Annotated in this window: 22 protein-coding genes; 9 read left to right on the top strand and 13 right to left on the bottom strand. The window is 62.9% G+C overall.

Annotated elements, in window-relative coordinates; all coding sequences use genetic code 11:
* Nucleotides 1–45 precede the first annotated feature (45 nt).
* Nucleotides 46–1,077, bottom strand: coding sequence for a hydroxyacid dehydrogenase (locus tag QD408_RS15155; RefSeq protein ID WP_414139874.1), 1,032 nt, complete (start codon nucleotides 1,075–1,077; stop codon nucleotides 46–48).
* Nucleotides 1,078–1,383: 306 nt separating this feature from the next.
* Between QD408_RS15155 and QD408_RS15150 the strand changes: the two genes are divergently transcribed.
* The 7 genes from QD408_RS15150 to cydX all read left to right on the top strand — a co-directional run bounded on the left by QD408_RS15150 (nucleotide 1,384) and on the right by cydX (nucleotide 9,211).
* Nucleotides 1,384–1,983: a HupE/UreJ family protein gene (locus QD408_RS15150; protein WP_414139873.1), complete on the top strand. Its 600-nt coding sequence runs from the start codon at nucleotides 1,384–1,386 to the stop codon at nucleotides 1,981–1,983.
* 273 nt (nucleotides 1,984–2,256) lie between these two features.
* The gene (locus QD408_RS15145; RefSeq protein ID WP_064806603.1) at nucleotides 2,257–2,835 is read left to right on the top strand and encodes a GbsR/MarR family transcriptional regulator; all 579 of its coding nucleotides are present in this window, start codon (nucleotides 2,257–2,259) and stop codon (nucleotides 2,833–2,835) included.
* A gap of 4 nt (nucleotides 2,836–2,839) precedes the next feature.
* Nucleotides 2,840–4,570 carry a thiol reductant ABC exporter subunit CydD gene (gene cydD / locus QD408_RS15140; RefSeq protein WP_414139872.1) on the top strand — a complete coding sequence of 577 codons (1,731 nt, stop codon included), beginning with the start codon at nucleotides 2,840–2,842 and terminating at the stop codon, nucleotides 4,568–4,570.
* Nucleotides 4,567–6,258 (top strand): amino acid ABC transporter ATP-binding/permease protein, encoded by a 1,692-nt coding sequence (locus QD408_RS15135; RefSeq protein ID WP_414139871.1) that lies wholly within the window; start codon nucleotides 4,567–4,569, stop codon nucleotides 6,256–6,258. Before cydD ends, QD408_RS15135 begins: the two co-directional genes overlap by 4 nt.
* 76 nt (nucleotides 6,259–6,334) lie before the next feature.
* Nucleotides 6,335–7,915, top strand: coding sequence for a cytochrome ubiquinol oxidase subunit I (locus QD408_RS15130; protein WP_414139870.1), 1,581 nt, complete (start codon nucleotides 6,335–6,337; stop codon nucleotides 7,913–7,915).
* Between the two features lie 6 nt (nucleotides 7,916–7,921).
* Entirely contained in the window at nucleotides 7,922–9,076 is a 1,155-nt protein-coding gene (gene cydB / locus QD408_RS15125) for a cytochrome d ubiquinol oxidase subunit II (protein WP_414139869.1), read from the top strand.
* A 12-nt stretch (nucleotides 9,077–9,088) separates the two neighbouring features.
* A complete protein-coding gene (gene cydX / locus QD408_RS15120; protein WP_088682658.1) occupies nucleotides 9,089–9,211 on the top strand; it encodes a cytochrome bd-I oxidase subunit CydX in 123 nt (40 codons plus the stop codon).
* A gap of 46 nt (nucleotides 9,212–9,257) precedes the next feature.
* Here the strand turns inward: cydX and QD408_RS15115 are convergent, their stop codons facing one another.
* The 5 genes from QD408_RS15115 to QD408_RS15095 all read right to left on the bottom strand — a co-directional run bounded on the left by QD408_RS15115 (nucleotide 9,258) and on the right by QD408_RS15095 (nucleotide 15,451).
* On the bottom strand, nucleotides 9,258–11,261 hold the full coding sequence (locus QD408_RS15115) for an aldo/keto reductase (RefSeq protein ID WP_414139868.1): 2,004 nt from the start codon (nucleotides 11,259–11,261) through the stop codon (nucleotides 9,258–9,260).
* Nucleotides 11,262–11,298: 37 nt separating this feature from the next.
* The gene (locus QD408_RS15110) at nucleotides 11,299–12,381 is read right to left on the bottom strand and encodes an ABC transporter ATP-binding protein (protein ID WP_414139867.1); all 1,083 of its coding nucleotides are present in this window, start codon (nucleotides 12,379–12,381) and stop codon (nucleotides 11,299–11,301) included.
* A 12-nt stretch (nucleotides 12,382–12,393) separates the two neighbouring features.
* On the bottom strand, nucleotides 12,394–13,230 hold the full coding sequence (locus QD408_RS15105; RefSeq protein ID WP_414139866.1) for a carbohydrate ABC transporter permease: 837 nt from the start codon (nucleotides 13,228–13,230) through the stop codon (nucleotides 12,394–12,396).
* Nucleotides 13,227–14,087 carry a carbohydrate ABC transporter permease gene (locus QD408_RS15100; protein ID WP_414139865.1) on the bottom strand — a complete coding sequence of 287 codons (861 nt, stop codon included), beginning with the start codon at nucleotides 14,085–14,087 and terminating at the stop codon, nucleotides 13,227–13,229. The genes QD408_RS15105 and QD408_RS15100 overlap by 4 nt, the downstream gene beginning before the upstream one ends.
* Nucleotides 14,088–14,176: 89 nt before the next feature.
* Nucleotides 14,177–15,451, bottom strand: coding sequence for an extracellular solute-binding protein (locus QD408_RS15095; protein WP_088682663.1), 1,275 nt, complete (start codon nucleotides 15,449–15,451; stop codon nucleotides 14,177–14,179).
* An 86-nt stretch (nucleotides 15,452–15,537) separates the two neighbouring features.
* On the opposite strand from QD408_RS15095, the gene QD408_RS15090 reads away from it, so the two are divergent.
* Complete coding sequence (locus QD408_RS15090; protein WP_088682664.1) at nucleotides 15,538–16,458, top strand: helix-turn-helix domain-containing protein; 921 nt, start codon at nucleotides 15,538–15,540, stop codon at nucleotides 16,456–16,458.
* A 9-nt stretch (nucleotides 16,459–16,467) separates the two neighbouring features.
* On the opposite strand, the gene QD408_RS15085 is transcribed toward QD408_RS15090, so the two are convergent.
* Genes QD408_RS15085 through QD408_RS15075 form a run of 3 tightly spaced genes read right to left on the bottom strand, consistent with a single transcriptional unit; the run spans nucleotide 16,468 to nucleotide 18,996 of the window.
* Nucleotides 16,468–16,863, bottom strand: a complete 396-nt coding sequence (locus tag QD408_RS15085; RefSeq protein WP_414139864.1) for a VOC family protein — start codon at nucleotides 16,861–16,863, stop codon at nucleotides 16,468–16,470.
* A 17-nt stretch (nucleotides 16,864–16,880) separates the two neighbouring features.
* Nucleotides 16,881–17,975, bottom strand: a complete 1,095-nt coding sequence (locus QD408_RS15080; RefSeq protein ID WP_414139863.1) for a Gfo/Idh/MocA family protein — start codon at nucleotides 17,973–17,975, stop codon at nucleotides 16,881–16,883.
* A 10-nt stretch (nucleotides 17,976–17,985) separates the two neighbouring features.
* The gene (locus tag QD408_RS15075; RefSeq protein WP_088682667.1) at nucleotides 17,986–18,996 is read right to left on the bottom strand and encodes a Gfo/Idh/MocA family protein; all 1,011 of its coding nucleotides are present in this window, start codon (nucleotides 18,994–18,996) and stop codon (nucleotides 17,986–17,988) included.
* 359 nt (nucleotides 18,997–19,355) lie between these two features.
* Between QD408_RS15075 and QD408_RS15070 the strand changes: the two genes are divergently transcribed.
* On the top strand, nucleotides 19,356–20,516 hold the full coding sequence (locus tag QD408_RS15070) for a fumarylacetoacetate hydrolase family protein (protein ID WP_414139862.1): 1,161 nt from the start codon (nucleotides 19,356–19,358) through the stop codon (nucleotides 20,514–20,516).
* Here the strand turns inward: QD408_RS15070 and scpA are convergent, their stop codons facing one another.
* From scpA to QD408_RS15050, 4 genes are all read right to left on the bottom strand, one after another.
* Nucleotides 20,517–22,655, bottom strand: coding sequence for a methylmalonyl-CoA mutase (gene scpA, locus QD408_RS15065; RefSeq protein WP_088682728.1), 2,139 nt, complete (start codon nucleotides 22,653–22,655; stop codon nucleotides 20,517–20,519).
* 119 nt (nucleotides 22,656–22,774) lie between these two features.
* Nucleotides 22,775–23,428, bottom strand: a complete 654-nt coding sequence (locus QD408_RS15060; RefSeq protein WP_414139861.1) for a methionine ABC transporter permease — start codon at nucleotides 23,426–23,428, stop codon at nucleotides 22,775–22,777.
* Nucleotides 23,409–24,497, bottom strand: a complete 1,089-nt coding sequence (locus QD408_RS15055; protein WP_414139860.1) for a methionine ABC transporter ATP-binding protein — start codon at nucleotides 24,495–24,497, stop codon at nucleotides 23,409–23,411. The genes QD408_RS15060 and QD408_RS15055 overlap by 20 nt, the downstream gene beginning before the upstream one ends.
* 89 nt (nucleotides 24,498–24,586) lie before the next feature.
* Nucleotides 24,587–25,426, bottom strand: a complete 840-nt coding sequence (locus QD408_RS15050) for a MetQ/NlpA family lipoprotein (protein WP_414139859.1) — start codon at nucleotides 25,424–25,426, stop codon at nucleotides 24,587–24,589.
* Nucleotides 25,427–25,584: the final 158 nt, after the last annotated feature.

Raw genomic sequence — 25,584 nt, 5'->3', positions numbered from 1 at the left:
TCTTATTCATGCCGCCCAAGCTGTCAGTCAGTTCGGGCGGCTTTTTTAATTCACCGCGACCGGCTTGGAGCGCATGCGGGAAACGGTCTCGCGCTCGGCGCGTTTGCAGCGCATCGGCGGCAGGCCCCGATCCATCAGGTCCATGTCTTCAAGCACCATGTCGCCCATCTTCTTGAAGGCGCCGTCGAGCGCGCCGGCCCGGTGCGCCGAGCGGATAAAGCCTTTCAGGCTCCGCACGGGATGGTCGGCCGGCAGCGGCTCTTGCGGGTAGACGTCGCTTGCCGCGACGATGTGGCCTGATGAGACCGCCGCCGTCAGCGCGTCGAAATCGACGACATCGGCGCGGCTGAGGAGAATGAAGGCCGCACCCCTGCGCATGCTTGCAAAGGCCTCAGCGCCGAGAAAACCCTTGTTTTCGCTGGTGACGGCTGCGACGACGAAGACGAAATCGCTTGTCGTCAGCACATCCTCCAGGCTTGCGGGTTCGACGCCGTTTTCTTCGAGGATCGAGCGCGGCAGCCAGGGATCGAAGACCCTGATGCGCGCCCGGAAGCCGGACAGAACCCGGCGCAGCGCCTTGCCGAGATCGCCGAAGCCGACGATGCCGATCTCCGAACCGGCAATCAGCCGCGCGCTTGCATTGCCCTCCCCGCCCCAAAGCTCGCTGCCTTCGCGGAAGGCGACATCCGCATCGACGATGCCGCGCGCCAGGGCCAGCGCAAAGCCGAGACCGATTTCGGCTACCGGCTCGGCAAAGACCTGGCCCGTCGTCACGACATGAATGCCGCGCTCAAAGAGCACATCATAGGGCATGTTGTTGAGGAGATTGCTCTCGACGTTGAGGATCGAGCGCAAGGCCGGCATTCTGGCAAGCGTTTCCGCCGAAAGCGGCGGCTGGCCGATGATATAGCGCGCCCTGCCGAGGATGCCATCGCCGAGGCCGGCGATATTGTCAGGATCGGCCTCGACGATTTCGTATTTCGCATGCAGTTCGGCGCGCGCCTCGTCGGTGAAGATCAGGTCGAGCGTGCGCGGCTCGGGCGCGCTGATCGCCAGAGGACGTTCGGTATTGGTCATCGATGTCTCCTCCATCGCAGCGTTTTGCGCTGCCTCGGCTCAGCGATTGATAGCGCCTGCGCAGGGTGCTTTCCAGGTTTCGGCGGAGGGAATGTGAAAACTGAAGGCCTTCGATGTGTCGATATCGAGGTGACGCTGCCAAAAACGGCATTTGCCTATCAGATAAGCAATTGAATTAGCTTAGTATTTTTTTGGGTTCTCGTTGACGCCGCAAGTTCGTTGAACTAGCTTGATGCGAACGGCCTGTAACCATGCCCGGTGTTCGGCCGTCACAGGATATCGGAAAACTCACGAGGGGATCGAGCAATGAAATCAGCACTCAAGAGCGGCCTGCTTGCCTTGGCTGCCGCGGCGCTCCCGGCCGTCGCCTCTGCCCATCCCGCCATCGGCGAAGCCGCCGGCTTCAGCCATGGCTTTGCCCATCCGATATCAGGCCTCGATCATATCCTCGCCATGGTGATGGTCGGTGTTTTCGCGTTTCAGCTCGGTGGCCGCGCGACATGGCTCGTGCCGGCGACCTTCGTTCTGGTGATGGCGCTCGGCGGCGCCCTCGGCGCGGCCGGCATCAATGTTCCCTTCGTTGAAACCGGGATCGCGCTTTCCGTCGTCGTGCTCGGGGCGGCCATTGCCCTCAACGTCAAGGCGCCTCTTGCCGCAGCGCTCGGCACCGTCGGTCTCTTCGCCCTCTTCCATGGCCATGCGCATGGCGCAGAAATGCCGGAAAATGCGGCCGGTGCGGCCTACGCCGCCGGTTTCATGATCGCAACCACGCTGCTGCACGTCGCCGGCCTTGCCCTTGGATATATCGTCGGCCGCGCCGGTGAACGTCAGGGCGTTTTCGTGACGCGGGCAGCCGGCAGCATTGCCGCTATCTCAGGCGTCGGCATCCTCGCCGGCTTGATCTGAATCTGGCGGCAGTCCAGCCGCCTCCATACATCAAAGTCCAGTTAGAACGCCTGGTACGCGCCATACGCTGCCGGGCGTTTCCGCGTGCCGCGCAGGCGCGCGGATTTGATCAAAATCAAATTCGGCCGCGCCGCGCCGGGCTATATCCGATGCACAATCAACGAACGGACATCCAAATTGACGCAGGGCCGCTTTGCCGACTGTCGGCTGGATACGAAAGTTAGTATGGTGATTTCAGAAATTTCTGAAATCACAGACACAACGGAAACGACCATGAATCTTCCGCCTCTCGTCCAGTCCTTCGTTCTCCACTTCGGCGAAATGGGCTCCCGCTGGGGGATCAACCGCACGGTCGGCCAGATCTATGCGCTGCTCTTCGTCTCTCCCGCCCCGCTTTGCGCGGAGGAGATCGCCGACTCCCTCAGCATCTCACGTTCCAACGTGTCGATGAGCCTGCGTGAATTGCAGGCCTGGAACCTCGTCCTTCTCAAGCACAAGCCGGATGACCGCCGCGATTTCTTCACCACGCCCGATGACGTCTGGCAGATATTGCGGACGCTCGCCGAGGAACGAAAGAAGCGGGAAGTCGACCCGACGCTGTCGGTCCTGCGTGAAATCCTGATGCAGCGCCCCGCGAGCGAAACCGAGCGCTATGCGCAAGAGCGCATGGGCGAGATGCATACGCTGATCGAACAGCTGACGCATTGGTATGAAGACGTAAAACAACTTGAAACGGAAAGGCTCGCGACGCTACTCTCGCTTGGCGCGAAAGTGACAAAGCTTCTGGAGGCTAAGGACCGGGTCATCTCGCTCGGCCGCAGCCGCCGGCCGAATCCTGCGAACAAGAGTTAGCGCCATGGGCACTGCTTTCTTCGACGCGACAAATGAAGCGGAGGCCCGGCCGCGGGATGGAGAGGCGCCGTTGCCACGCGCCGGCGCGGCGAAAGGCCGGCTGCGCAATGCGGCGATGCTGCAGGCGCTCGCCGCCGCCATCTGGATCCCGCAGGCCGGGTTGCTCGCCCTCTCGGTCGGCCGCATCGCCGATGGCGGCGGATTGCATGACGTTCTCTGGCCGGCCTTCGGCATCCTCGTCCTCGGATTGGCAAGAAGCTGTCTCGACGCGGCTGGCGGCCGCCTCGCCTTTCGCGCCGCCCGCATAGAGCTCAGTTGCAAGCGGCAGGCCGCCGCCGCTGCTCTTTCCCTGTCTTCGCCTGTCGACCGCGGCCGGCCGGCCTCCGGCAAAGCCGCCAGCGTCATTGGCGAGCAGGCTGAACTCATCGTGCCCTATCTCGCCCGTTTCCAGCCGGCACGGATGAAGTCGAGCCTCGTGCCGCTCATCATCCTTGCCTTCATCCTCCCCGTCTCCTGGATTGCCGCGCTGGTCCTGCTGTTTGCCGCGCCGCTGATCCCCATCTTCATGGCGCTGATCGGCTGGCGCGCCCAGGCTGCCAGCGAAAAGCAGCTTGTCGCGACCGGTGGCCTCAACGGCTTCCTGCTCGACCGCCTGCGCGGGCTGACGACGATCCGTGCGCTCGACGCGGTCGATGCGACGGCTTCTCGGCTGCGTCGCGAGGCGGAATCGCTGCGTGCACGCACCATGTCCGTGCTGAAGATCGCCTTTCTTTCCTCCGCCGTGCTCGAGCTTTTCGCCGCGCTCGGCGTGGCGATGATCGCCGTCTATGTCGGCTTCAGCCTGCTCGGCGAAATCCGTTTCGGCACCTGGTCGGGCGGGCTCGATTTGACCGAGGGATTGTTCATCCTGCTGCTCGCGCCCGCCTTCTTCGAGCCGCTGCGCGAACTCTCCGCGGTCTGGCACGACCGGGCGGCCGGCGAAGCGGCGCTGAAGGCGCTGGACGCGCTTGCGGCCGGTGGCTTGCCCATCCGGGGATCGGCCGAACCCATGGCTCCCGCCGGCGGCATGGCTCCGGACATCCGCCTTGAAAATCTCGCCTTTCGTTATGGCGCCGACGAACCGCTTGTTCTCGACGGTTTCAACCTCGATATCGCCGCCGGCGAACATGTGGCGCTGCTCGGCGCCAGCGGTTCCGGCAAGTCGACGCTTCTTTCGCTCGTTGCGGGACTGGCGCCCTGCAGCGAAGGCCGCATCGTCATCGGCGGCATCGCGCTTACGGATGATACGGCCGCTGCCGTGCGCGGCGGCATGGCGTGGATCGGCCAGAACCCGCATATCTTTGCCGGTACCATCGCGGGCAATATCGCGCTCGGAAGGCCCGGCATCTCACGCGGCGACTTGACCGGTGCGCTCGATGCCGCCAGCCTTGGAAGGGTGGCCGACGCCTATGGCAGCCGGCCGCTCGGCGAGGGCGGGATCGGGCTTTCCGGCGGCGAGGCGTTGCGGCTTGCGATCGCGCGTGCGGCCTGCAATCCCGATCTCCAGATCATCCTGGCCGACGAGCCGACCGCCCATCTCGACGCCGCCACCGCGGCCGAAGTGACCGAGAGCCTGCTTTCGCTCGCGAGCGGCCGCACCTTGATCGTCGCGACCCATGACCCGCTGCTTGCCGCCCGCATGCATCGCAGCCTGCGTGTCGATGCCGACAGCATGATGAGGGAGGCCGCCGAATGAGTGGCTTTGTTGCGGATATAAAGCCGATCCTGCGGCTGTTCCTTGCCGAGCGCCGGCGTGCGCTGCTCTTCGGCGCAGCGCTTTCTGCGGCGACGGTGACGGCGGGTATCGCGCTGCTCGGCCTTTCCGGCTGGTTCATCACCGCCACCTCGCTTGCCGGGCTTTCGGCCGCGGCCGCCGTTACCTTTGACGTCTTTGCGCCGTCGGCCGGCATCCGGCTGCTCGCCATCGTCAGGACAGTGGCGCGTTACGGCGAAAGGCTTGCGACCCATGACGCGACGCTTGGCGTGCTGGCCGCTCTTCGCGAGAGATTGTTTCGCGGCTTTGCCGAACCGGGTGCTGCGCGCGCCCTCTCGCATCGCCCGGCAAGGCTGCTCTTTCGGCTGACCGCCGATATCGATGCGCTCGACTCCCTTTATCTCCGAATTCTCGTGCCTGCCGCGGTCGCGATCGGCGCGGCATTGGCTGCAAGCGTCGTGCTGGGGCTGATGCATCCGCTGTTCGGCCTGTGTTTCGGCCTCTTTCTCGTGGGCGCCGGCCTCGGCCTGCCCTGGATCGCCGGCCGGGCGGCGCGCAGCCACGCCCGCAGGCGCGCCCATGGCATCGAGGCGCTGCGCTCGCGGACGATCGATCTCGTTGCCGGCCAGACCGACCTCCTGATGGCCGGCCGGCTTGCCGCGCAGAGGAGCGCCATCGCGGAGGCCGACAGCTATGCAGCCAATGCCGACGATCGGCTGAACCGCGTCGAAACCGGCCTGACATTCGGCTTCGGCCTCGTCTCCACCTTTCTGCTGACAGCATCCTTGCTTGCCGTCGCGGCCCTTGCGGAAACCACGACGATCACTGCGCCTGTCGCCGCCCTCGGCCTGCTCGTCGCTTTCGCGGCGGTCGAGCCCTTCGCGGCGCTACGCCGCGGCGCGCTGGAACTCGGGCGGACGCTGCTGGCCGCAAAGCGCATCGCGCCGCGGCTTGCCGCCGCTGATGCGACCCAACCTTTGGCGTCGCCGCAGCCGGGATACGCCTTTTCGCTGGCTGCTGTGACCGCCTTCCATGAGAATTCCGCCGTTCCGGCGCTCGAGGACATCGACCTCACACTCCAGCAGGGTGAGCGCCTGGCCGTGATCGGCAGCAGTGGCGCCGGCAAGTCGAGCCTGCTTGCTTTGCTTTCCCACGAATTGTCGGCCAGAACCGGAAGTGTCGCCGCGATGGGGGCGACCCTGCTGACGCAGCGAACGGAACTCTTCGAGGATAGCCTGCGCGGCAACCTCGCTCTCGCTAACCCGGATGCGAGCGAGGCCCGCCTTCGCGAAGCGCTTGCGGCTGCCGGCCTGCTTGCCGATGTCGAGGCCATGCCGCGCGGGATGGATACGCCGCTCGGCGAAGGCGGCCTTGGTCTTTCCGGCGGCCAATCACGGCGGCTGGCGCTTGCCCGACTCTTCCTGCGCGACACGCCGCTCTGGCTGCTCGATGAACCCACAGAGGGCCTCGACGGCGCCACTGCCCGCGACGTGCTCCAGCGCCTTTCCAAGATGGCGACGGGTCGCTCGCTGGTGATCGCCACGCATATCCGCCGCGAAGCGGCGATCGCGGACCGTATCGCCGTCATCGAAGGCGGCCGTATTGCAGAAATTTCGCGCCGTGGAGAGACGGCGTTCGAAAAGGCGCTCGACCGGCTTCGGCCGGACTGAGCGCGATCGCATGCCCTCACGCGCTGGCCGGCGCTGAGGAACGCTCCGTACCCCGTGGGACCGTGGGAGAAAGACAATGGAACTAGATATCGTAGCACTTTCGCGCTTCCAGTTCGCGCTGACGGCACTTTACCATTTCCTGTTCGTGCCGCTGACGCTCGGCCTGTCCGTGCTGCTGGCGATCATGGAAACCGTCTATGTCATGACCGGCCGCCAGATCTGGCGGCAGATGACGAAATTCTGGGGCACGCTGTTCGGCATCAATTTCGTGATCGGCGTCTCCACCGGCATCGTCATGGAATTCCAGTTCGGCATGAACTGGAGCTATTACAGCTATTATGTCGGCGACATCTTCGGCGCGCCGCTGGCGATCGAGGGGCTGATGGCCTTCTTCCTCGAGGCGACCTTCGTCGGCCTGTTCTTCTTCGGCTGGGACAAGCTGTCGAAGGTCGGCCATCTCGTCGCCACCTGGGCCGTAGCGCTCGGCTCGAATTTTTCCGCGCTCTGGATCCTGATCGCCAACGGCTGGATGCAGAACCCGGTGGGATCGGCGCTCAATCCGCAGACGATGCGTATGGAGATCACGAGCTTCTTCGACGTCGTCTTCAACCCGGTCGCCCAGGCGAAATTCGTCCATACGGTTTCGGCGGGCTATGTCTGCGCTTCGATCTTCGTGCTCGGCGTCTCGGCCTGGTATGTCCTCAAGGGCCGGCATATCGAGCTTGCCAAGCGCTCGATGACGGTGGCGGCCTCCTTCGGGCTGGCCTCGGCTCTGTCGGTCGTCGTGCTCGGCGACGAGAGCGGCTATCTCGCGACCGAGAACCAGAAGATGAAGCTCGCCGCGATCGAAGGCATGTGGAAGACGGAGCCGGCTCCGGCGGCTTTCACCGCCTTTGGATTCCCCGACCAGGAAGCGCGTGAAACGCATTTCGCCGTGCATATCCCGTGGGTGATGGGCCTGATCGGTACACGGTCGCTGACCACGGAAATCCCCGGCATCGACAAACTCGAACAGCAGGCCGAAACCCGCATCCGCGACGGCATCAAGGCTTACGACGCGCTGATGCAGATCCGTGCAGCACCCGCACAGGATCAGGTGGCGCAGGAAGTGCGCACCTCCTTCGAAGATCTCGGCCATCATCTTGGCTACGCCCTTCTTCTGAAACGCTATGTCGACGATCCCCGCCAGGCGACAGACGCTGAGATCGCTCAGGCGGCCCGCGATACGATCCCGCATGTGCCGACACTCTTCTGGTCCTTCCGTATCATGGTCGGGCTCGGCATCTTCTTCATCCTCTTGACCGCCACTTTCTTCTGGCTGTCGGCGCGGCGCCATCTCGACAAATATCCGCTGCTTCTGCGGATTGCCGTGCTGGCGATCCCGCTCCCCTGGGTCGCCATCGAACTCGGCTGGGTCGTCGCCGAATTCGGCCGCCAGCCCTGGGTGATCGAAGGCGTGCTGCCGACGGCGGCCGCCGTCTCCAGCCTCGGCGCCAGCACCGTGCTTTTGACGATCATCGGCTTTGCCGTGCTCTACACGGTGCTGATCGTCATCGAGATGAGCCTGATGCTCAAGGCGATCCGCCAGGGGCCGGAGCCGGACGACGAGCCGGAAGCCGCCCTGATTTCCGAAACCCTCGTCCCGGCCGCGGAGTGACCTGTCATGATCCTTCACGAACTCATCGACTATGAAACCCTGCGTATCATCTGGTGGCTGCTGCTCGGCGTTCTGCTGATCGCCTTTGCGACGACGGGCGGCTTCGACCTCGGCGTCGGCACGCTTCTGCCTTTCGTCGCCAGGACCGATACGGAGCGGCGCGTGGCGATCAACACCGTCGGCGCCACCTGGGAAGGCAATCAGGTCTGGCTGATCCTCGGCGCCGGCGCCATCTTCGCCGCCTGGCCGCCGCTTTATGCGGTTTCCTTCTCGGGCTTCTATCTCGCGATGTTCGCGATCATGTTCGCGCTCATCCTGCGCCCCGTCGGTTTCAAATATCGGTCGAAACGGGAAAGTGCCCGCTGGCGCAATGGCTGGGACTGGGCGCTCTTCATCGGCGGCTTCGTGCCGGCGCTGATCTTCGGCGTCGCCGTCGGCAACGTGCTGCAGGGCGTGCCTTTCCGCTTCGCCGACGACATGCGGATCTTCTATGAAGGCTCGTTCTTCGCCCTGCTCAACCCCTATGCGCTGCTCTGCGGCCTGCTCTCCGTCGCCATGCTGACGATGCATGGCGCGGCCTGGCTGGTGCTGAAGGCGAGCGGCCCGGTTGCGGAGCGCGCGAGAAGCTATGGCAGCATCGCCGCCCTTGCCGCCATCGCGCTCTTTGCCCTCGGCGGCATCTTCCTGTGGATCGGCGTCAGTGGCTATCGCATCACCAGTGATATCAACCCGATCGGGCCTTCCAATCCGTTGCTGAAGACGGTGGTGCCTGAGAACGGCGCATGGCTTGCCAATTACACCGCCCATTCATGGATGATCGTCGCACCGGTCCTCGGCTTCGCCGGTGCGGTATTGGCCTTCATCGCCATGCGGGCAAGGCGTGAGGTAATGACGCTGCTTTTCAGCAAACTCGCGATCTTCGGGATCATCTCGACGGTCGGGCTTTCGATGTTCCCGTTCATCCTGCCCTCCTCGCTCGATCCCCGATCGAGCCTGACGGTCTGGGACGCATCCTCCAGCCATCTGACGCTGTTCATCATGCTGGTGGTGACGGCGATCTTCCTGCCGATCATCGCCGCCTATACGGCTTGGGTCTACAAGGTCCTGTGGGGCAAGGTCGACGAGAAATCGGTCACCGACAAGAACAGCCACGCCTATTGAGGAGACGAAAAGATGTGGTATTTCGCATGGATTCTCGGCCTGCCGCTGGCAGCCGCCTTCGCCGTCCTCAACGCTATGTGGTACGAGCTGATGGACGACGCAGCCAGAAAAAAGGCGCCCGAAGCGCAGAAGTAAATATGAGAAGGGCGTGGGTTCGAACCCGCGCCCTTTCTCTGTTTTATCAGCCTTCCAGCCACTTCACCTGATCGGGCGTCAGCTTGATGTCGAGCGCCGAGAGGCTGTCTTCCAACTCGGCGACGGTGCGCGGCCCGATCAGCGGAATGACCGGGAAGGGCTGGGCGATCACATAGGCGAGCGCGATGTGAATCGGGTTGCGGCCGAGCTTGTTGGCAAGCTCGATGGCGCGGTCGCGGCGTCCGAAATTGCGCTCGGAATACCAGACGCGTACGATCTCCTCGTCGTCTCGCTTGTCGCGGCCGGCGCGGTCGGTGAAGAAGCCGCGGCCCTGGCTGGACCAGGCGAAATTCGGGATCTGCTTCTCATTCAGCCACGTCTTCCAGTCGTCATCGGAGGCAGCGACGCAGCCGGCCCAGATCGGATCGAGCATCTCGGCGAGCGAGAAGTTGTTGGAGAGCGCCGCCGGCGCCGCCTTGCCGGTCTTTTCGGCGTAGGCGATCGCTTCGTCGAAACGCGCCCGCGTCCAGTTCGAGCCGCCGAAGATGCCGCGGATGCGACCGCGTTTGACCTCGGCATCCATGGCATCGACGAATTCGCCGACGGGCACGTCGGTATTGTCGCGATGCATGAAATAGATGTCGACATAGTCGGTCTTCAACCGGGCGAGAGACTGGTCGAGCTGCTTGGCGATCATATCGGGATAGCAAAGCGGCGAATGCGCGCCCTTGCCGATCAGCACGATCTCTTCGCGCGGCACCTTGCGGCTGGTGTGCCAGTCGCCGAAGATCGCCTCCGTCTTGCCGGCGCCGTAGACGAATGCCGTGTCGAAGGCATTGCCGCCGGCTTCGTAGAAAGCGTCGAGCGTCAGTGAAGCGGCGGCGAAGTTCGGGAAGAACTCGAAGCCGAGGGTCACGACCGAAGCGGGCTTGGAAATGCCGGGGATCTGACGCTGCGGAATGCTGTTGCCCCGCTTGACCGCGCCGCCCGATATGTTGGCCGTGCGCTTGACGGCTTTCTCGACGCCATATTCGAGACCGACAGAGGCGCGCCACTGGTCGAGCACGCGCAGGTTTCCGATCGAATCCGCCCAGCTCATGCCGGGAGTGCTGAACTCGGTCTTGCCGGCGCGGATGGCATCGCCCGCCGCGTCCGCCTCGAAGGAATAGAGCCAGCGCTCTTCCCTAACCTCGACGGTTTCCTGCTTGCCGCCCTTGAAGATCTCGATCTTGCCGACGCCGCCCTTGTGACCGGAGGCGAACCAGAAGTCTGCCACTTCGATCCGGCCTTCGGAGCCGATGATGCGCAGCACGTTGTCCTGGTGGGCCATGATCGAGCAGGAGACTTCGGCGATGATCTCGTTCGGGAATTTGAGGACGGCGGACGCCCATTCGTCGACGCCGCTCTGGCCGAGATGAGCGACACCCGACACCTTCTCCGGTTCGAGGAAGGCTTTGCCTTCCGCTGCGCCTGATATCAGCCTCGCCATGGAGACCGGATAGCCGCCGACATCGAGAATGCCGCCGCCGGCGGTATCGTTGGCAAAAAGCCGGTGCTCCGGCTTGTAGCTGCCCATGTTGAAGCCGAAGCTCGAGCGGATGATGCGGACGGTGCCGATGACGCCGCTCTTGATGAGCTCGACCAGTTTCTCCGTCTGCGGATGCACGCGATACATGAAGGCCTCGCCGGCAAAGACGCCGGCCTTCTTGGCTTCGTAGTAAACGGCTTCGGCATCATAGGCCGAAAGCGCGATCGGTTTTTCGACGAGGATATGCTTGCCGGCGCGCGCGGCCTTGATCGCCCATTCGGCATGGCCGGTATGGGGCACGGAAATATAGACCGCATCGACCTCGGGGTTGGAAAGCAAAGCCTCGTAACCATCGACGATGCGGGCGCCGGGGAAGTTTTCGGCAAGGCCCGGCTTGGAAGGATTGCGGGTGGCGATCGCCACCAGTTTACCGGTGCGCGAATGGGCAACGCCATCCGCAAAGGTGCGGGCGATGGTGCCGGGGCCGATGATGCCCCAGCGGATCGGTTGATCGGAAGTCATGGAAGCCTCTTTCGTCTTTCTGCCTTGGGATTGCGGTTTAGCGGAGCCGTTTGCCGGCGCCGTCGAAAAGGAATGTGCGGCTTGCGGGAAGGCCGACCGTCAGCGTCTCGCGATTGCCTGCTGTACGCGACTCCGGCCTTTCGATGATCAATTGCTCGTCGCCGATGGCGGCATAGATGTAGCTGGTATTGCCGAGATGTTCGGCGACGTCGACGTTGACGACGAGATCGGCATCGCCAGCACCTGCATCGGTGAAGTGCTCCGGACGGATGCCGAGCGTCACCTTTGCGCCGGCTTCGACGGGATCGCTGATGGCCATCGGCAGGCGCGTATTGGTCTCGCTTTCCAAGGCGACCACCGCCCTGCCCGGCTGCGCCTCGACCACCACGGCCTTGAGGAAGTTCATCTTCGGCGAGCCGACGAAGCCGGCGACGAACTGGTTGGCGGGATCGTCGTAAAGGTCGAGCGGCGCGCCGATCTGCTCGATATTGCCGGCGCGCAGCACGACGATTCTGTCGGCGAGCGTCATCGCTTCGGTCTGGTCGTGGGTGACGTAGATCATCGTCGTGCCGAGCTGCTTGTGCAGCCGCGAGATTTCGACACGCATCTGCACGCGCAGTTCCGCATCGAGGTTCGACAAAGGTTCGTCGAACAGGAAGACCTGAGGTTCGCGGACGATGGCGCGGCCGATCGCGACGCGCTGGCGCTGGCCGCCGGAAAGCTGCTTCGGCCGCCGCTTCATCAGCTCGGTGATCTGCAGGATATCGGCGACGTGACGCACCCGCCGTTCGGTATCGGCCTTCGGGTTGCCGTTCATGCGCAGGCCGAAGCTCAAATTCTCTTCGACGGTGAGGTGCGGATAGAGCGCATAGGACTGGAAGACCATGGCGATGCCGCGGTCGGCCGGCTCGACGTCGTTAACGACCCTGCCGCCGATCCGAAGCTCGCCCGAGGTGATGTCTTCGAGCCCGGCGATCATCCTCAGAAGCGTGGACTTGCCGCAGCCGGACGGGCCGACGAAGACGACGAATTCGCCATCCTTCACCTCCAGATCGGCGCCATGGATGATCTCGAAGCCGCCGAAGCGCTTGACGATATTGCTGAGTGAAAGCTCTGCCATGCCAGTCCCCGATTATTTGATTGCGCCGGCCGCGATGCCGGCGATGAAATAGCGCTGGAGAGCCACGAACACGACGAGGATCGGCGCTGTCAGCAGCACTGCCCCCGCCATGATGCCGCCCCAGGAGACCTTGGTCAGGCCGATCAGCGTTCCCAGCGCCACCGGCGCCGTCATCATTCCCGGTTTGGAATTGATGAGCAGCGGCCAGAGATAGTTGTTCCATGAGGCGAGGAAGAGGATGATCGCGAGTGCCGCCATGGTCGGGCTCGCCAGCGGCAGCGCGATGCGCAGGAAGATCTGCCATTCCTTGACGCCTTCGACACGCGCCGCATCGAAAAGCTCGCCCGGCATCATCGAGAAGGATTGCCGCATGAACAGCACGCCGAGCGAGTTGAAGAGCGGCGGCACGATCAGCGCCACCCAGGTGTTCGCCAGCTTGAATTCGCGCGCCACCATGATGAATTGCGGGATGACGACCACCGAAAACGGCAGCGTGATCGTGCCGAGGATGATGGCGATGACGATGGAGCGGCCGACGAAGCGGTAGCGCGCCAGCGCCCAGCCTGCCATCGAGGTCAGCAGCACCGACAAGATCGTATAGATGATCGCGACGCCGACGGAGATCGTCATCGCGCCGATGAAATCGGTGTCGGCCTGCAGGTTCTTGAAATTCGCGACGAAGTTGGTCGACGGCCAGAGCACGATGTCGGGGCTGAAGATGCCGTTGTCGGGCATGGTGGAGAAGACGAACATCATCCAGAGGGGGAACAGCCAGATCAGCGCAAGCGGCGCCAGAACGGCGTGCAGCGCGACCTGGCGCATCAGGAGGGATTGCGACTTGGATTTCATTTCGGATCCCTCCCGACCCAGAGATTGAGAAGCGAGATGGCCACGGCAAGGGCCGCCATCGTATAGGCGATCGCCGAGGCATAGCCGAAGTTCAGCGAGGTGAAGCCCTGGCGGTAGAGGAAGAGGCCGAGCGTCTCCGTGCCGCCGCCGGGACCGCCGCGATTGGTGATGAGGAAGGGCTCGGTGAAGAGCTGCATCGTGCCGATCACCGACAGCACCACGCAGAAGAGGATGATCGGTTTCAGAAGCGGCAGGGTGATGTGGAAGAATTGCTGCACCTTGTTCACCCGGTCGAGTGTCGCCGCTTCGTAGACGTCTTCGGGAATCGACTGCAGGCCGGCAAGGATGATGATGGCGTTGTAGCCTGCCCAGCGCCATGTGACGGCCAGGATGATCACCGCCATGGCGGCATTCGCATTGTCGAACCAGGAGACGGGGCTCAAGCCGACGGCCGAAATCAGCTTGTTGATGATGCCGAAATCGAGGCTGAACATCAGCCGGAAGACCGCGGCATAGGCGACCTCGCCGACGACGACAGGGGCGAAAAAGGCGAAGCGGAAGAGCGGGCGCGCTTTCAAGAGCGGCGAATTGAGCATGACGGCCATGACCGTCGCCAGCGCGATCATCACGGGCACCTGGATCACCAGGATGATCAGCGTGTTGTACAGAGCATTGTAGAAGGCCGGGTCGTAGAAGAGCCGGCCCCAATTGGCCTGGAAACTGAATTTCCACGGGTTGATACGCGTGTTCTGAAAGGAAATCAGGAACGAATTGATGATCGGCCAGACCCAGAAGGTGGCAAAGACCAGCAGATAGGGTGCGAGGAACGCATAGGCGCTCCGGGTTCTGAACGGCATCGAGCCTCCTCCTCACGAACGGACGAATACCCCGCCCGCCCCAGAGGGCGGGCAGAATGCCGGGCGCACGAGGCGCCCGGCATCGTCATTCATTGCGCGATCGGAAGGCCGGTCGCCGAAGCGATCTGGTTGGCGGCATCGTCGAGAGCCGCCTTTGCATCGGGATAGCCGCCGGCGAAGAATTTCGCCTGCGTCGCCTTGAAGATGGCTTCGGCATCGCTCTGGAAGGCGGTGCCGCGGCTCGGCACGATCTTCGGCAGCGTCGCCAGGATATCGGCCCAGACCTTCTGGCCGCCCCAATAGGGCTGCGGCTCATTGACGAAGGGATCTTTCTCGGCCTCGAGCAGCGACGGGACCAGGCCGAATTCCTTCAGCATGGTGACCTGCCCCTCGGTCGTGCCGAGGGCGTAGTTGACGAATTTCCAGGCGGCTTCCTTGTTTGCCGAGGTCGCCGAAATCGCGAGCGACGAACCGCCGAGGTTGGCCGCATGCGGACCGTCGGCCGTCAGGCTCGGCATCCTGTAGACGCCCCACTTGCCCTTGAGATCGGGAGAGGTCGAACGCACGGTGCCTTCATACCAGCCGCCATAGAGCTGGCTCGCTGCCTTGCCGGCGGTGTTGGCCTGGATCTTTTCGTCCCAGTTGGCCGCCGTCAGCGTGCCGGCGTCCTTCATTTCCTTCACTTTTTGCAGCGAAGCGACGCAGGCCGGCTGGTTGATGGTGATGTTCTGGCCGTCGGTCGAGAAATAGCCGCAGCCCTGTTCGTTGGCGATCATGCGGAACCATTCGCTGTCACCGTTGAAATCCGCCTGGGCCATGACGGTGCCGGGATTGGCGGCGGAAATCTTCTTGCCGGCGGCAATGAAATCGTCCCAGGTGCTGATCGTGCTCGGATCGACGCCGGCCTTTTCATAGAGGTCGCGGCGATAGAAGACGGCGACAGGGCCGGAATCCCACGGCATGGCGTATGCGACATCGCCAACCTCAAGCTCAGTGCGCTTGAAGTCGGGGAATTTCGCCTGGATATCTGCGGTGTAGCCGAGTTCCTTCAGATTGGCGAAGCAATCCGGGAAACGGCTCCAGAAGATTTCAGCCTCGAAATTCTCGATGCTGACGATATCGGGCAGGCCGTCGCCGCCGGCAGCACAGGCGGCAAGCGTCTTATCGAAGACCTGGCTGTTTCCAAGGTCCTCGACGGTCACCTTGATATCGGGGAATTGTTTGTTGAAGCCTGGAAGCGTGGACTTCAACGCCGATGCGGCGACATTCCAGCTCCAGATGGTCAGATTGGCCGACTGCGCGAAGGCGGAGCCGGAAGCAAGCAGTGCGACAGCTGCGGTCGCAGCGAGAAGTTTGAAGCGCATTGAAAATCCTCCCTTTTCAATTGCCGATCTTTCACGAACGCGGTTAGACTATCCGTAAGGGAGCGGCTGTCTCCTAAAAAGGGAACATGGATTTGGCGGAAAGTAAGGTCGGCACGAGTGCAATCTATCAGCCCGGCGCAAGCAGCATCGAGGGTTCGCCGACGGCGCTGCAGATGTTTCATGCCCATCCGCTCGTCATGGCCATGCCGCACTGGCATGCGCAGGTCGAGGTCAACTACGTCATGCGTGGCACTGTCCATTATCGGATGAGCGGCCACGAATTCCGGCTGAACGCCGGCGAAATGTGCCTTTTCTGGGGTGGGCAGCCGCATCAGATGGATGAATCCTCGGATGATTCGCTCTACGCCGGCGCCCATCTGCCGCTCATTTATTTCTTCCGGCTGCGTTTGCCGATCAGCGTTTCCAGCCGGCTGATGAAGGGCGAGACGCTGCTGACGTCGTCAACCGATGCCGCCGACGACGAGAACTTCGCCCGCTGGTCTCGCTATTCCAAGTCTGGCGATGCCGCCAAGGCCCAGCACGCGGTCGACGAGCTGCTGCTGCGCATCGAGCGCATCGCGCTCGAACCCTATTCGATGACGACATCGAAGACGGCCGTCAGCCTGGAAGGCGATCAGCCGCATCCGAATTCCTCGCGCAGTGTCGCGCGCATGTGCGATTTCATCGCTGCCAATTTCCTGCAGGACATCGATTCGGTCGATATCGCCCGCGCCGCCGACCTGCATCCGAAATATGCGATGAACCTCTTCAAGCGATCGACCGGCATGACGCTCAGCAAATATGTGACGCTGCTCAGGCTGTCGCGTGCCCAGGCGATGCTGATGAGCGAAGGCGCCAATGTGCTGCAGGTGGCAATGGACAGCGGCTTCGGCTCGATCAGCGCCTTCAACAAATCCTTCCGCCACATCGCCGGCATGTCGCCATCGGACTTCCGCCGCGACATAAGGCTGGTGACGACGATCCCCGCCGACGCTTTCCGGAATTAATTCCTGGCTTTACCGTTTCTCTGCGAGCTCGATCTGGATGCCATCGGGATCGCGCAGGAAGGCGACCTTGTGCAGGACCTCGGCGTTAACAGCCAGGCGCGGCCGTTCCTTGATCTCGACGCCGGCCTTTTCAAGCCGGGCGAAGGTCTCATCGACACTTTCGAACAGGAAGGTCAGATGGCGCAGGCCGGCCGTGCCCTCCGGCACATCGACCGCCCTCGCCGCGCCATCCGCCGGCGCGAAGATTTCCAGCATGCCGCCACCGGCATCGAGAAAGGCGACTTCGGAACCATCGGCCATCCGCTTGCGCAGATGCAGCCGCAGCCCGAGCAGGCCGCAATAGAAATCGACGGCGCGGTCCATGTCGCTCACCGTCATGCCGACATGCTCGAAGGATTTCAGCATGGAGTGCCCTCCCCTGCTCAGGCGCTGGCCGTGTGCCGTTCCTCTTCCGGAAGCCAGGAGCGATAGAGCGGATGGTCGGCGGCGATCGGCATCGGCGTCGGCCGGCCGGTGCGCTGGGAGAAATAGGCGGCCGTCACCAGCTCCAGCGAATTACGGGCATCCTGCAGCGTCACCGGCGGCTCCGCATCTTCGACGATCGCCTTGTGGAAGAGTTCGAACTGGCGGGTATAGCCGTCCTCGCCGGGCGCATAGGCGGCAAGCGCTGCGTCGATTTTCGCCTGATGCTCTTCCGTTCCCGCGGTGAAGACCCAGGGATCGCGGCCCATCGTATAGGGTTCGAGGATGCTTTCGGCGACGAGATCGCTGAAGCAGAAGCGCAGCCGCGAAATCTCCTTGCGCGAGCCGAGCGTCATCGACAGCGTCGCCAGCGAGCCGTTCTGCATCTTCACCGAAAGCGCCGCCGTATCCTCCACCTGGATCGGATTGACCAGTGTGGCGCCATAGGAAAACACCTCGGCGCAGGGGCCATGCACATAGTTCAGCATGTCGTGAGCATGGATCGCATGGCCGAGAAGGCCGCCGCCGAGTTCGGTCGCCCATTTGCCGCGCCACGGCACGGCGTAATAATCCGGGCCGCGCCACCAATGGGTTTCGATCGTCGTCAGGAAGGGCTTGCCGGCGAGGCCCTGCTCGATCAGCAGCTTCAGCTTCTGCAGCCCGGAGCCGTAACGGTACTGGAAGATCGGCATCAGCTTCCTGCCGGGGAAGCGGGCGAGGATGCGGCCCATCTCGTCGACTTCGGCGATCGAGCCGAAGAGCGGCTTTTCGCAGATCACATGCTTGCCTGACACAATGCCCTTGCGGCAAAGTTCGAAATGCGAGCTTGGCGGCGTCGAAATGTCGATGATGTCGAGATCGTCGCGGGCAAACAGCGAGTCCGTGTCCTGCGTATATTCGGCGATGCCGTATTCCTCGCATAGCGCCCGGCCGCGCTCCTCGTCGAGCGAGCAGAGCACGGGGACGTCGAAGAGGTCCTTGTTCCAGCCGAAGCCGGCCAGATGCCGCGCGGCAATGCCTGCGCCGATGACGCCGACGCGCAATTTTCTCGTCATGATATCCTCCTCAGCGAGCGCCGATGCGCGCGGCTTTCGTCTGGGCTTCGAGCGAAAGGCGGCAGACTTCGAAAACGTGATCCTGCGTCATCGCCGTCTGTGTACGATTGCCGACATCGGCGGTGAAAGCATCGAAATAATCGAGTTTTTCACCGCTGCAATCGATATGGGTCATCTCCTTGCCGTTGACGAGGAAGAGGTGATCCTTGCCCGGCCGACCGGCGATATCGATATATTTGCGCAGCTCGATATAACCCTCGGTGCCGAGGATGGTGAGGCGTCCGTCACCCCAGGTCGGCAGCGCCTCCGGCGTGAACCAGTCGACTCTGATATAACCCGCCGCCTTGTCCGAGCGCAGCAGCACCTCGCCGAAATCCTGGAAGGCGGGCTTGTCGGGCATGCCGAAATTGCCGATCGAGCTGGCAATGACCTCGCCTGAGGTCGAGCCGGTATAGAACAGGAACTGATCGACCTGATGCGAGGCGATGTCGACGATGATGCCGCCGAAGGCTTCGGGATCGAAGAACCAATCCGGGCGGGTCGGCAGCTGCAGCCGGTGCGGACCGACGCCGAGTGTCTGGATCACCTTGCCGATCGCGCCTTCCTTGACCAGCTTGCCGGCTTTGACGGCGGAGCGCACGCAATGGCGCTCGGAAAAGCAGATGGAGAAGATCTTGCCGGTTTCGGCAACGGTGCGCTTGACCTCTTCGAGCTGGGCAAAGGTCGTCACGCCAGGCTTGTCGGTCATCACGTCCTTGCCCGCTTTCATCGCGCGGATGGCAAGGCCGGCGCGGTCACGCGGGATTGCGGAAATGCAGATGACGTCGATCGACGGATCGGCAAACAATTTCTCCCGATCGATCTGCGGGGCATCGGGATAGGTCTTCTCGAAGGCTTCCCGCAATGCCGGCACAGAGGTCTGCGGGCAATAGCCGACAAATTCGCCGCCCGAGGCAAGCAATCCCTTCACGTGATCGAACGTATGCCCATGGTCGATTCCGACGACGGCAAATCTCAACATCGCTGCAATATCCTCCCGGGATTTTCGTGCAGCCGGCCGATGCCGGCATCCTCCATGTCGGTCAAAACAGATAACGAAAGCGGGCTCCTGTCAAGGCGAGATCGGGGGTGAAATCGTTGACGTGGAATATTAAACATATGAAAAATAACGATTATTTTGTATCTAAATAGTTATTTTGCAGCTTTTCGCGATTGGAAAGGCGCCCGTTCGATCCAATCGGACGAAAGTCTTTTTCCCCTGCGTATCTTGCTCCATTTCGATGAATGTGATCGATTTCGGCCGCCGCCGGGCTGGAGGGCGGCAACAATCTCGAAATTCTTTATAGAGCGCTCCCCGCTTGCCTGTAACGGAGGATCACCATGTCTCATCCCCTTCTCGATGCTGCCGCTTCGGGCGGACTTTTCGTCGGCCGCGTCTGGATTCCGGAAGTCGCCGGCCCCGGCATCGTGACCCTTCGCGACGGGATGCTCATCGACATCACGTCGCGCGAGGCGCCGACGCTGAGCGCCTTGCTCGAGAGAGAGGATGCTGCGGGCTTCGTCCGAGCCGCAAATGGCAAGGCTATCGGCTCGCTGGAGGAGATTGCCGCCAACAGCGCCGGAGCGCCGGACGCTGGACGGCCCCACCTCCTTGCGCCCGTCGACCTGCAGGCGGTCAAGGCTTGCGGCGTCACCTTCGCCCAGTCGATGATCGAGCGCGTCATCGAGGAGAAGGCGGCCGGCAATCCTGACCGCGCCGCCTCGATCCGCGAGCGCGTCAGCGCGCTGATCGGCGGCAGCCTCACCAACCTCAAGGCCGGTTCGCCTGAAGCCGCCAAGGTCAAGCAGGCGCTGATCGACGAGGGCATGTGGTCGCAATATCTCGAAGTCGGCATCGGTCCCGATGCCGAGGTTTTCACCAAGGCGCCGGTGCTCTCCTCCGTCGGCTGGGGGGCCGACGTCGGCCTGCATCCGATTTCGACCTGGAACAATCCGGAGCCGGAAATCGTGCTTGCGGTCAACAGCCGCGGCGAGATCAAAGGCGTAACGCTCGGCAACGACGTCAACCTGCGCGACGTCGAAGGCCGCTCGGCGCTCCTGCTTGGCAAGGCTAAGGACAACAACGCCTCCTGCTCGATCGGACCCTTCATCCGCCTGTTCGATGCCGGGTATGGCCTGGATGACGTGCGCAAGGCTGAACTCGACCTGAAGGTGTCAGGAGAGGATGGCTTCGTGCTGCACGGCAAGAGTTCGATGTCTCAGATCAGCCGTGACCCCACCGATCTCGTCAAACAGACGCTCGGACCCCATCATCAATATCCGGATGGTTTCATGCTCTTTCTCGGCACGCTGTTTGCGCCGACGCAGGATCGCGACGCGCCGAAACAGGGCTTCACCCACAAGATCGGCGATGTCGTGGAGATTTCCTCGGCGGGACTCGGCACGCTCGTCAACACGGTGCGCCTCTCCACCGAATGCCCGCCCTGGACCTTCGGTATTTCGGCACTGATGAGCAACCTCGCCAAACGCGGGCTGCTCTAACTATTGGTTTCGCCGCTTGCCCTGCAGCAGGTCGAGCACGGAGTTTGCCGCCTCGAGGACATTTGTCCCCGGACCGAACACGGCGGCAACGCCGTGTTCATGCAGGAATTCGTAGTCCTGCCGGGGGATGACGCCGCCGCAGACGACGATGACATCGCCGCCGCCCTGCTCCTTCAGCCTGCCGATGAGCTGCGGCAGCAGCGTCTTGTGGCCGGCCGCGAGCGATGAAACGCCGACGACATTGACCCTTTCGCCAAGCGCCATCTCGGCCGCTTCATCCGGTGTCTGGAACAGCGGCCCGGCAAGCACATCGAAGCCGATATCGCCGAAAGCCGAGGCGATCACCTTGGCGCCGCGATCGTGCCCATCCTGGCCGAGCTTGGCGACCATGATCTTCGGCCTGTGCCCCATTGCTTCCGCCACTTCCGCCATGCGCGTTTTCAGCACAGCGAGCTCAGGCTCGCTTCGATAGGCATCGCCATAGACGTCCTTGATGACCTCAGGCGTTGCCGCATGATCGCCGAAAGCCTGCCGCATCGCATCCGATATCTCGCCGACGGTGGCGCGCGCGCGCGCCGCCTCGACGGCAGCGGCAAGCAGATTGCCCTGTCCGCTGCGGGCAGCTTCGGAAAGGGCGGCAAGCGCTTCGGCGGTCTTCGCGCCATCGCGGCGGCGCTTCGTTTCCTCGATCCGCCTGATCTGGGCGTTGCGCACGGCCGCATTGTCGATCGCCAGGATGTCGATCTCTTCCTCGGTTTCCAGGCGGTACTTGTTGACGCCGACGATAACCTCCTCGCCCTTGTCGACCGCCGCCTGGCGCCGGGTCGCCGCCTCTTCGATCAGCCGCTTCGGCAGTCCCTCGTTGACGGCCTTCGTCATGCCGCCGAGCGCCTCGACCTCCTCGATCAGCGTCCAGGCCTTGTCGGCGAGCTCCTTCGTCAGGCTTTCGACATAGTAGGAGCCGGCCAGCGGATCGACCACTTTGGTCACGCCGGTTTCATGCTGGAGAATCAATTGCGTGTTGCGGGCGATGCGGGCGGAAAATTCCGTCGGCAGCGCAATCGCCTCATCGAAGGAGTTGGTGTGCAGCGACTGCGTGCCGCCGAGCACGGCCGACATCGCCTCGAAGGCGGTGCGGATGATGTTGTTGTAAGGGTCCTGCTCCTGCAATGAGACACCCGATGTCTGGCAATGGGTGCGCAGCATCAGCGAGGACGCCTTCTTCGGCTGGAACTCCTCCATGATGCGGGTCCACAGCAGCCGGGCGGCACGCAGCTTCGCCGCCTCCATGAAGAAGTTCATGCCGATCGCGAAAAAGAAGGAAAGCCTTCCGGCGAAGTCGTCGACGTTGAGACCCTTGGCGATGGCCGCCCGGACATATTCGCGGCCATCGGCCAGGGTGAAGGCGAGCTCCTGCACGAGCGTCGCGCCTGCCTCCTGCATGTGATAGCCGGAGATCGAGATCGAGTTGAATTTCGGCATCTCCCTTGCCGTATATTCGATGATGTCGGCAACGATCCGCATCGAGGGTTCAGGCGGATAAATATAGGTGTTGCGGACCATGAACTCCTTGAGAATGTCGTTCTGGATGGTTCCGGAAAGTTCGGATCTCGAAACGCCCTGCTCCTCGCCGGCCACGATGAAAGAGGCGAGGATCGGGATGACGGCGCCGTTCATGGTCATGGAGACGGAAATCTTCTCCAGCGGAATGCCGTCGAACAGGATCTTCATGTCCTCGACGCTGTCGATCGCCACACCGGCCTTGCCGACATCGCCTTCGACGCGGGGGTGGTCGCTGTCATAGCCGCGGTGGGTGGCGAGGTCGAAGGCGACCGAGACGCCCTGCTGACCGGCGGCAAGCGCCTTGCGGTAGAAGGCATTCGACGCTTCCGCCGTGGAGAAGCCGGCATATTGGCGGATCGTCCAGGGGCGCCCGGCATACATCGTGGCGCGCGGCCCGCGAGTGAAGGGCGCAAAACCGGGCAGCGAGCCGAGATGGCCGGCGCCGTCGAGATCCTCGGCCGTATAGAGCGGCTTGACGGCAATACCTTCCGGCGTGTGCCAGGTCAGTGTCTCGGGCGAGGCACGCAACTCCTTCTGCGCAAGCTCCGCCCAATCCGACAGCGTCTTCTTCGTCATGCTTTCCTCCGGCTGCTTCATCGCCACCTTATCACTTCACAGGCGGCTGATGCGATACAGCCCTAGGACAATTCACGTAGCAAGCCATTCACTGCCTGCCGTACGCTTCCGGCTTTGACCTATTTGTGGTCCAACCTAGCGACCAAGCGGTCGCCGAGCCACTGAATGCCGCAGACGAGGACGATGAGGACGGCCACGACCGCGATCATCACATTGGTTTCGAAGCGCTGATAGCCATAGCGGATGGCGAGATCGCCGAGCCCGCCGGCGCCGATCGCGCCCGCCATGGCCGAAGCGCCGATCAGCGTCACCAGCGTGACGGTGAAACCGGCGACGATGCCCGGCAGCGCTTCCGGCACGAGCACTTCGCGGACGATCGTCCAGCGATTGCCGCCCATGGCGCGCACGGCGTCGATCAGCCCGCGGTCGACCTCGCGCAGCGATACCTCGGCGATACGGGCATAATAGGGTGTCGCAGCGATGGCGAGCGGCACGATGGCCGCCCACGTGCCGAGCGCCGTGCCGACGATCAGCCGCGTCAGCGGGATCAGCGCCACCAGCAGGATGATGAAGGGCACCGAGCGGAAGCCGTTGATGACGGCGCCGAGCATGCGGTTGATCCAGAGGTTTTCGGCAATGCCGCCGCGCGCCGTTATGACGAGGGCCAGACCAAGCGGCAGGCCGGCGACGAGCGAGATCACCCCCGAGGCGACGGTCATTAGGACTGTCTCCCAAAGGGAGCGAAGAAGCAGTTCAAACATGATCGGTGTCATAACCAAGCACCTCTACCCGGGCGGACCGGGACGTCAGGAATTGTTCGACCTTTCCGGCGAGCGCGGGATCGCGCGTGGGAACGGCGATGAAGAACCGCGCCACCGGCTGGCTCTGAATATGATCGATGCCGCCATGGACGAGGCGGAAGGAATGTGGCAGCGCCGCCGAGAGTTCGGCAAAGAGAGCCCCTTGCGCTTCAGGTCCGGCAAGATCGACACTGAGGAGGGCCTCGCTTCCTCCGGTTGCCGAAAGCCGGCTGGCAATGTGCCCGGGAAGCTGCGGGCGGATGCCGCCGAGCAGGCTCCTGGTGATCGCTTGCTGTGGATTGGCGAAGACCGACCAGACCTGCCCTTCCTCGACGATCCGCCCGGCATCGATGACGGCGACGCGATCGGCAATGCCGCGCACCACTTCCATTTCGTGCGTGATCAGCAGGATCGTCAGTCCAAGCTTACGGTTGATGTCTTTGAGCAGTGCCAAGATCGACCGGGTCGTCTCGGGGTCGAGTGCCGATGTCGCCTCGTCGGACAACAGCAGCGCCGGGCGTGCCGCAAGCGCGCGGGCGATCCCGACACGTTGTTTCTGGCCGCCGGAGAGCGATGCGGGATAGGCCTTCGCCTTGTCGGCAAGGCCGACGAGATCGAGCAACTCATGCGCCCGCTTCAGGCGCTCGGCCTTGGCAACGCCCTCGATCTTCAGCGGCAGCGCGACGTTTTCTTCGACTGTTTTGGCGGACAGCAGGTTGAAATGCTGGAAGATCATGCCGATACGGCGGCGCAGCGGCTGCAGTTCTTGTTCCTGAAGCCGGGTGATATCGCGGCCTTCGATGCGGATCTCGCCGCTGTCGGCCCGCTCCAGACCGTTCAGGCAGCGGATCAAGGTCGACTTGCCGGCGCCGCTGCGGCCGATGATGCCGAGAATCTCGCCCCTCTTCACCTGCAGGGAAATACCGTCGAGCGCGGGTGTCGTTCCGAATCGACGCTTCACGTCGACGAGCCGCACCACCTCTTCGGCCGTGACCGCCTGTGGATCTGTCTCGACCGCCGTGGTGGAAACAAACGAATTCATGTGCTTTTCCTTACAAACACCGAAGGCGGCCCGGGCTGGGAATGCCCGGGCCGCCTTTCGGCAGGCCTTAACCCCGGCCTATTCTCGGATCAATAGGCGCTGAGACCCGTTCCCTTGTAGACCTTGTCGAACTCGGCCTTGACGGTCTCGTTCTGGTAGGACGACACCAGCGTCTTGACCCAGTCCGCACCCTTGTTCTCGTCCTTGACGGCGATGAAGTTGCGGTACGGATTGTCGGCGATCGGTTCCTGGGCAACGCGTTCGGCAGGCGAAAGACCGCTCTTCAGCGCCCAGTCGGTGTTGACGACGCCGGCGTCCAGATCGTCGATCGAGCGGCCGACGATGCCGGCGTCAAGTTCCTTGATCTCGATCTTCTTCGGATTGTCCGTCACGTCGGCGACGGTCGCGAGAATGCCTGTGCCGTCCTTCAGCTTGATGAGGCCTTCATTCTGGAGCACACGCAGCGCCCGGCCTTCATTCGAGGGATCGTTCGGAACACCGATGACGGCGCCTTCCGGGATCTCGGCGACGGACTTGTACTTCTTGGTGTAGAGGCCGATCGGCCAGACCCCGGTATAACCGACTGGAACGATATGATAGCCGTGCTGCTTGATCTGGTTATCGAGATAGGGCTGGTGCTGGAAAGCGTTGGCATCGATTTCGCCGCGCTCCAGGGCTTCGTTCGGCTGTGTATAATCGTTGAAGACGACGGTCTCGATTTTGAGGCCCTTCTTGGCCGCCTCGCTCGTGACCACGCGCCATACATCCTCATCTTCGCCGGCCATGATGCCGACCTTGATCGACTTGTCTTCGGCAAAGGAAGGGGCGGGTGCTGCAAGGGTAAAAAGTGCGGCAGCGGAAACGGCGACGGCTGCGAGAGCCGCGCGGCGCGAAAGGTGGAAGCCGTGAAGATTTTTGTTCTTGGTCATCGTATATCCCGTCTGACTGAATGAGGCCGAACGCCCCGAGCAGGCTGATCATGGCAAATGCGCGGATCGCGAGCGAAGCACGAAAGTCTGATGAAGAGGAAAGGTCGGAAAAACTCTTGCCCTGCCATCGATATCGGCAGGATAAATTTCCATCAAAT

It is taken from the genome of Rhizobium sp. BR 249, assembly GCF_047445895.1.
Classification (GTDB): Bacteria; Pseudomonadota; Alphaproteobacteria; order Rhizobiales; family Rhizobiaceae; genus Rhizobium.
Note: the sequence above shows the minus strand (reverse complement) of the source record. Positions and strands in the feature narration are given on the sequence as shown.

Bases quoted from the DNA above. Each gene is read 5' to 3' on its own strand.
- QD408_RS15070 (WP_414139862.1), top strand. From the start codon at position 19,356: ATGTCTCATCCCCTTCTCGATGCTGCCGCTTCGGGCGGACTTTTCGTC.
- QD408_RS15060 (WP_414139861.1), bottom strand. From the start codon at position 23,428: ATGACACCGATCATGTTTGAACTGCTTCTTCGCTCCCTTTGGGAGACA.
- QD408_RS15050 (WP_414139859.1), bottom strand. From the start codon at position 25,426: ATGACCAAGAACAAAAATCTTCACGGCTTCCACCTTTCGCGCCGCGCG.
- cydB (WP_414139869.1), top strand. From the start codon at position 7,922: ATGATCCTTCACGAACTCATCGACTATGAAACCCTGCGTATCATCTGG.
- scpA (WP_088682728.1), bottom strand. From the start codon at position 22,655: ATGACGAAGAAGACGCTGTCGGATTGGGCGGAGCTTGCGCAGAAGGAG.
- QD408_RS15110 (WP_414139867.1), bottom strand. From the start codon at position 12,381: ATGGCAGAGCTTTCACTCAGCAATATCGTCAAGCGCTTCGGCGGCTTC.
- QD408_RS15155 (WP_414139874.1), bottom strand. From the start codon at position 1,077: ATGACCAATACCGAACGTCCTCTGGCGATCAGCGCGCCCGAGCCGCGC.
- QD408_RS15085 (WP_414139864.1), bottom strand. From the start codon at position 16,863: ATGCTGAAATCCTTCGAGCATGTCGGCATGACGGTGAGCGACATGGAC.
- QD408_RS15105 (WP_414139866.1), bottom strand. From the start codon at position 13,230: ATGAAATCCAAGTCGCAATCCCTCCTGATGCGCCAGGTCGCGCTGCAC.
- QD408_RS15090 (WP_088682664.1), top strand. From the start codon at position 15,538: ATGGATTTGGCGGAAAGTAAGGTCGGCACGAGTGCAATCTATCAGCCC.
- cydD (WP_414139872.1), top strand. From the start codon at position 2,840: ATGGGCACTGCTTTCTTCGACGCGACAAATGAAGCGGAGGCCCGGCCG.
- QD408_RS15055 (WP_414139860.1), bottom strand. From the start codon at position 24,497: ATGAATTCGTTTGTTTCCACCACGGCGGTCGAGACAGATCCACAGGCG.
- QD408_RS15150 (WP_414139873.1), top strand. From the start codon at position 1,384: ATGAAATCAGCACTCAAGAGCGGCCTGCTTGCCTTGGCTGCCGCGGCG.
- QD408_RS15075 (WP_088682667.1), bottom strand. From the start codon at position 18,996: ATGTTGAGATTTGCCGTCGTCGGAATCGACCATGGGCATACGTTCGAT.
- QD408_RS15095 (WP_088682663.1), bottom strand. From the start codon at position 15,451: ATGCGCTTCAAACTTCTCGCTGCGACCGCAGCTGTCGCACTGCTTGCT.
- QD408_RS15100 (WP_414139865.1), bottom strand. From the start codon at position 14,087: ATGCCGTTCAGAACCCGGAGCGCCTATGCGTTCCTCGCACCCTATCTG.
- QD408_RS15130 (WP_414139870.1), top strand. From the start codon at position 6,335: ATGGAACTAGATATCGTAGCACTTTCGCGCTTCCAGTTCGCGCTGACG.
- QD408_RS15080 (WP_414139863.1), bottom strand. From the start codon at position 17,975: ATGACGAGAAAATTGCGCGTCGGCGTCATCGGCGCAGGCATTGCCGCG.
- QD408_RS15115 (WP_414139868.1), bottom strand. From the start codon at position 11,261: ATGACTTCCGATCAACCGATCCGCTGGGGCATCATCGGCCCCGGCACC.
- cydX (WP_088682658.1), top strand. From the start codon at position 9,089: ATGTGGTATTTCGCATGGATTCTCGGCCTGCCGCTGGCAGCCGCCTTC.
- QD408_RS15135 (WP_414139871.1), top strand. From the start codon at position 4,567: ATGAGTGGCTTTGTTGCGGATATAAAGCCGATCCTGCGGCTGTTCCTT.
- QD408_RS15145 (WP_064806603.1), top strand. From the start codon at position 2,257: ATGAATCTTCCGCCTCTCGTCCAGTCCTTCGTTCTCCACTTCGGCGAA.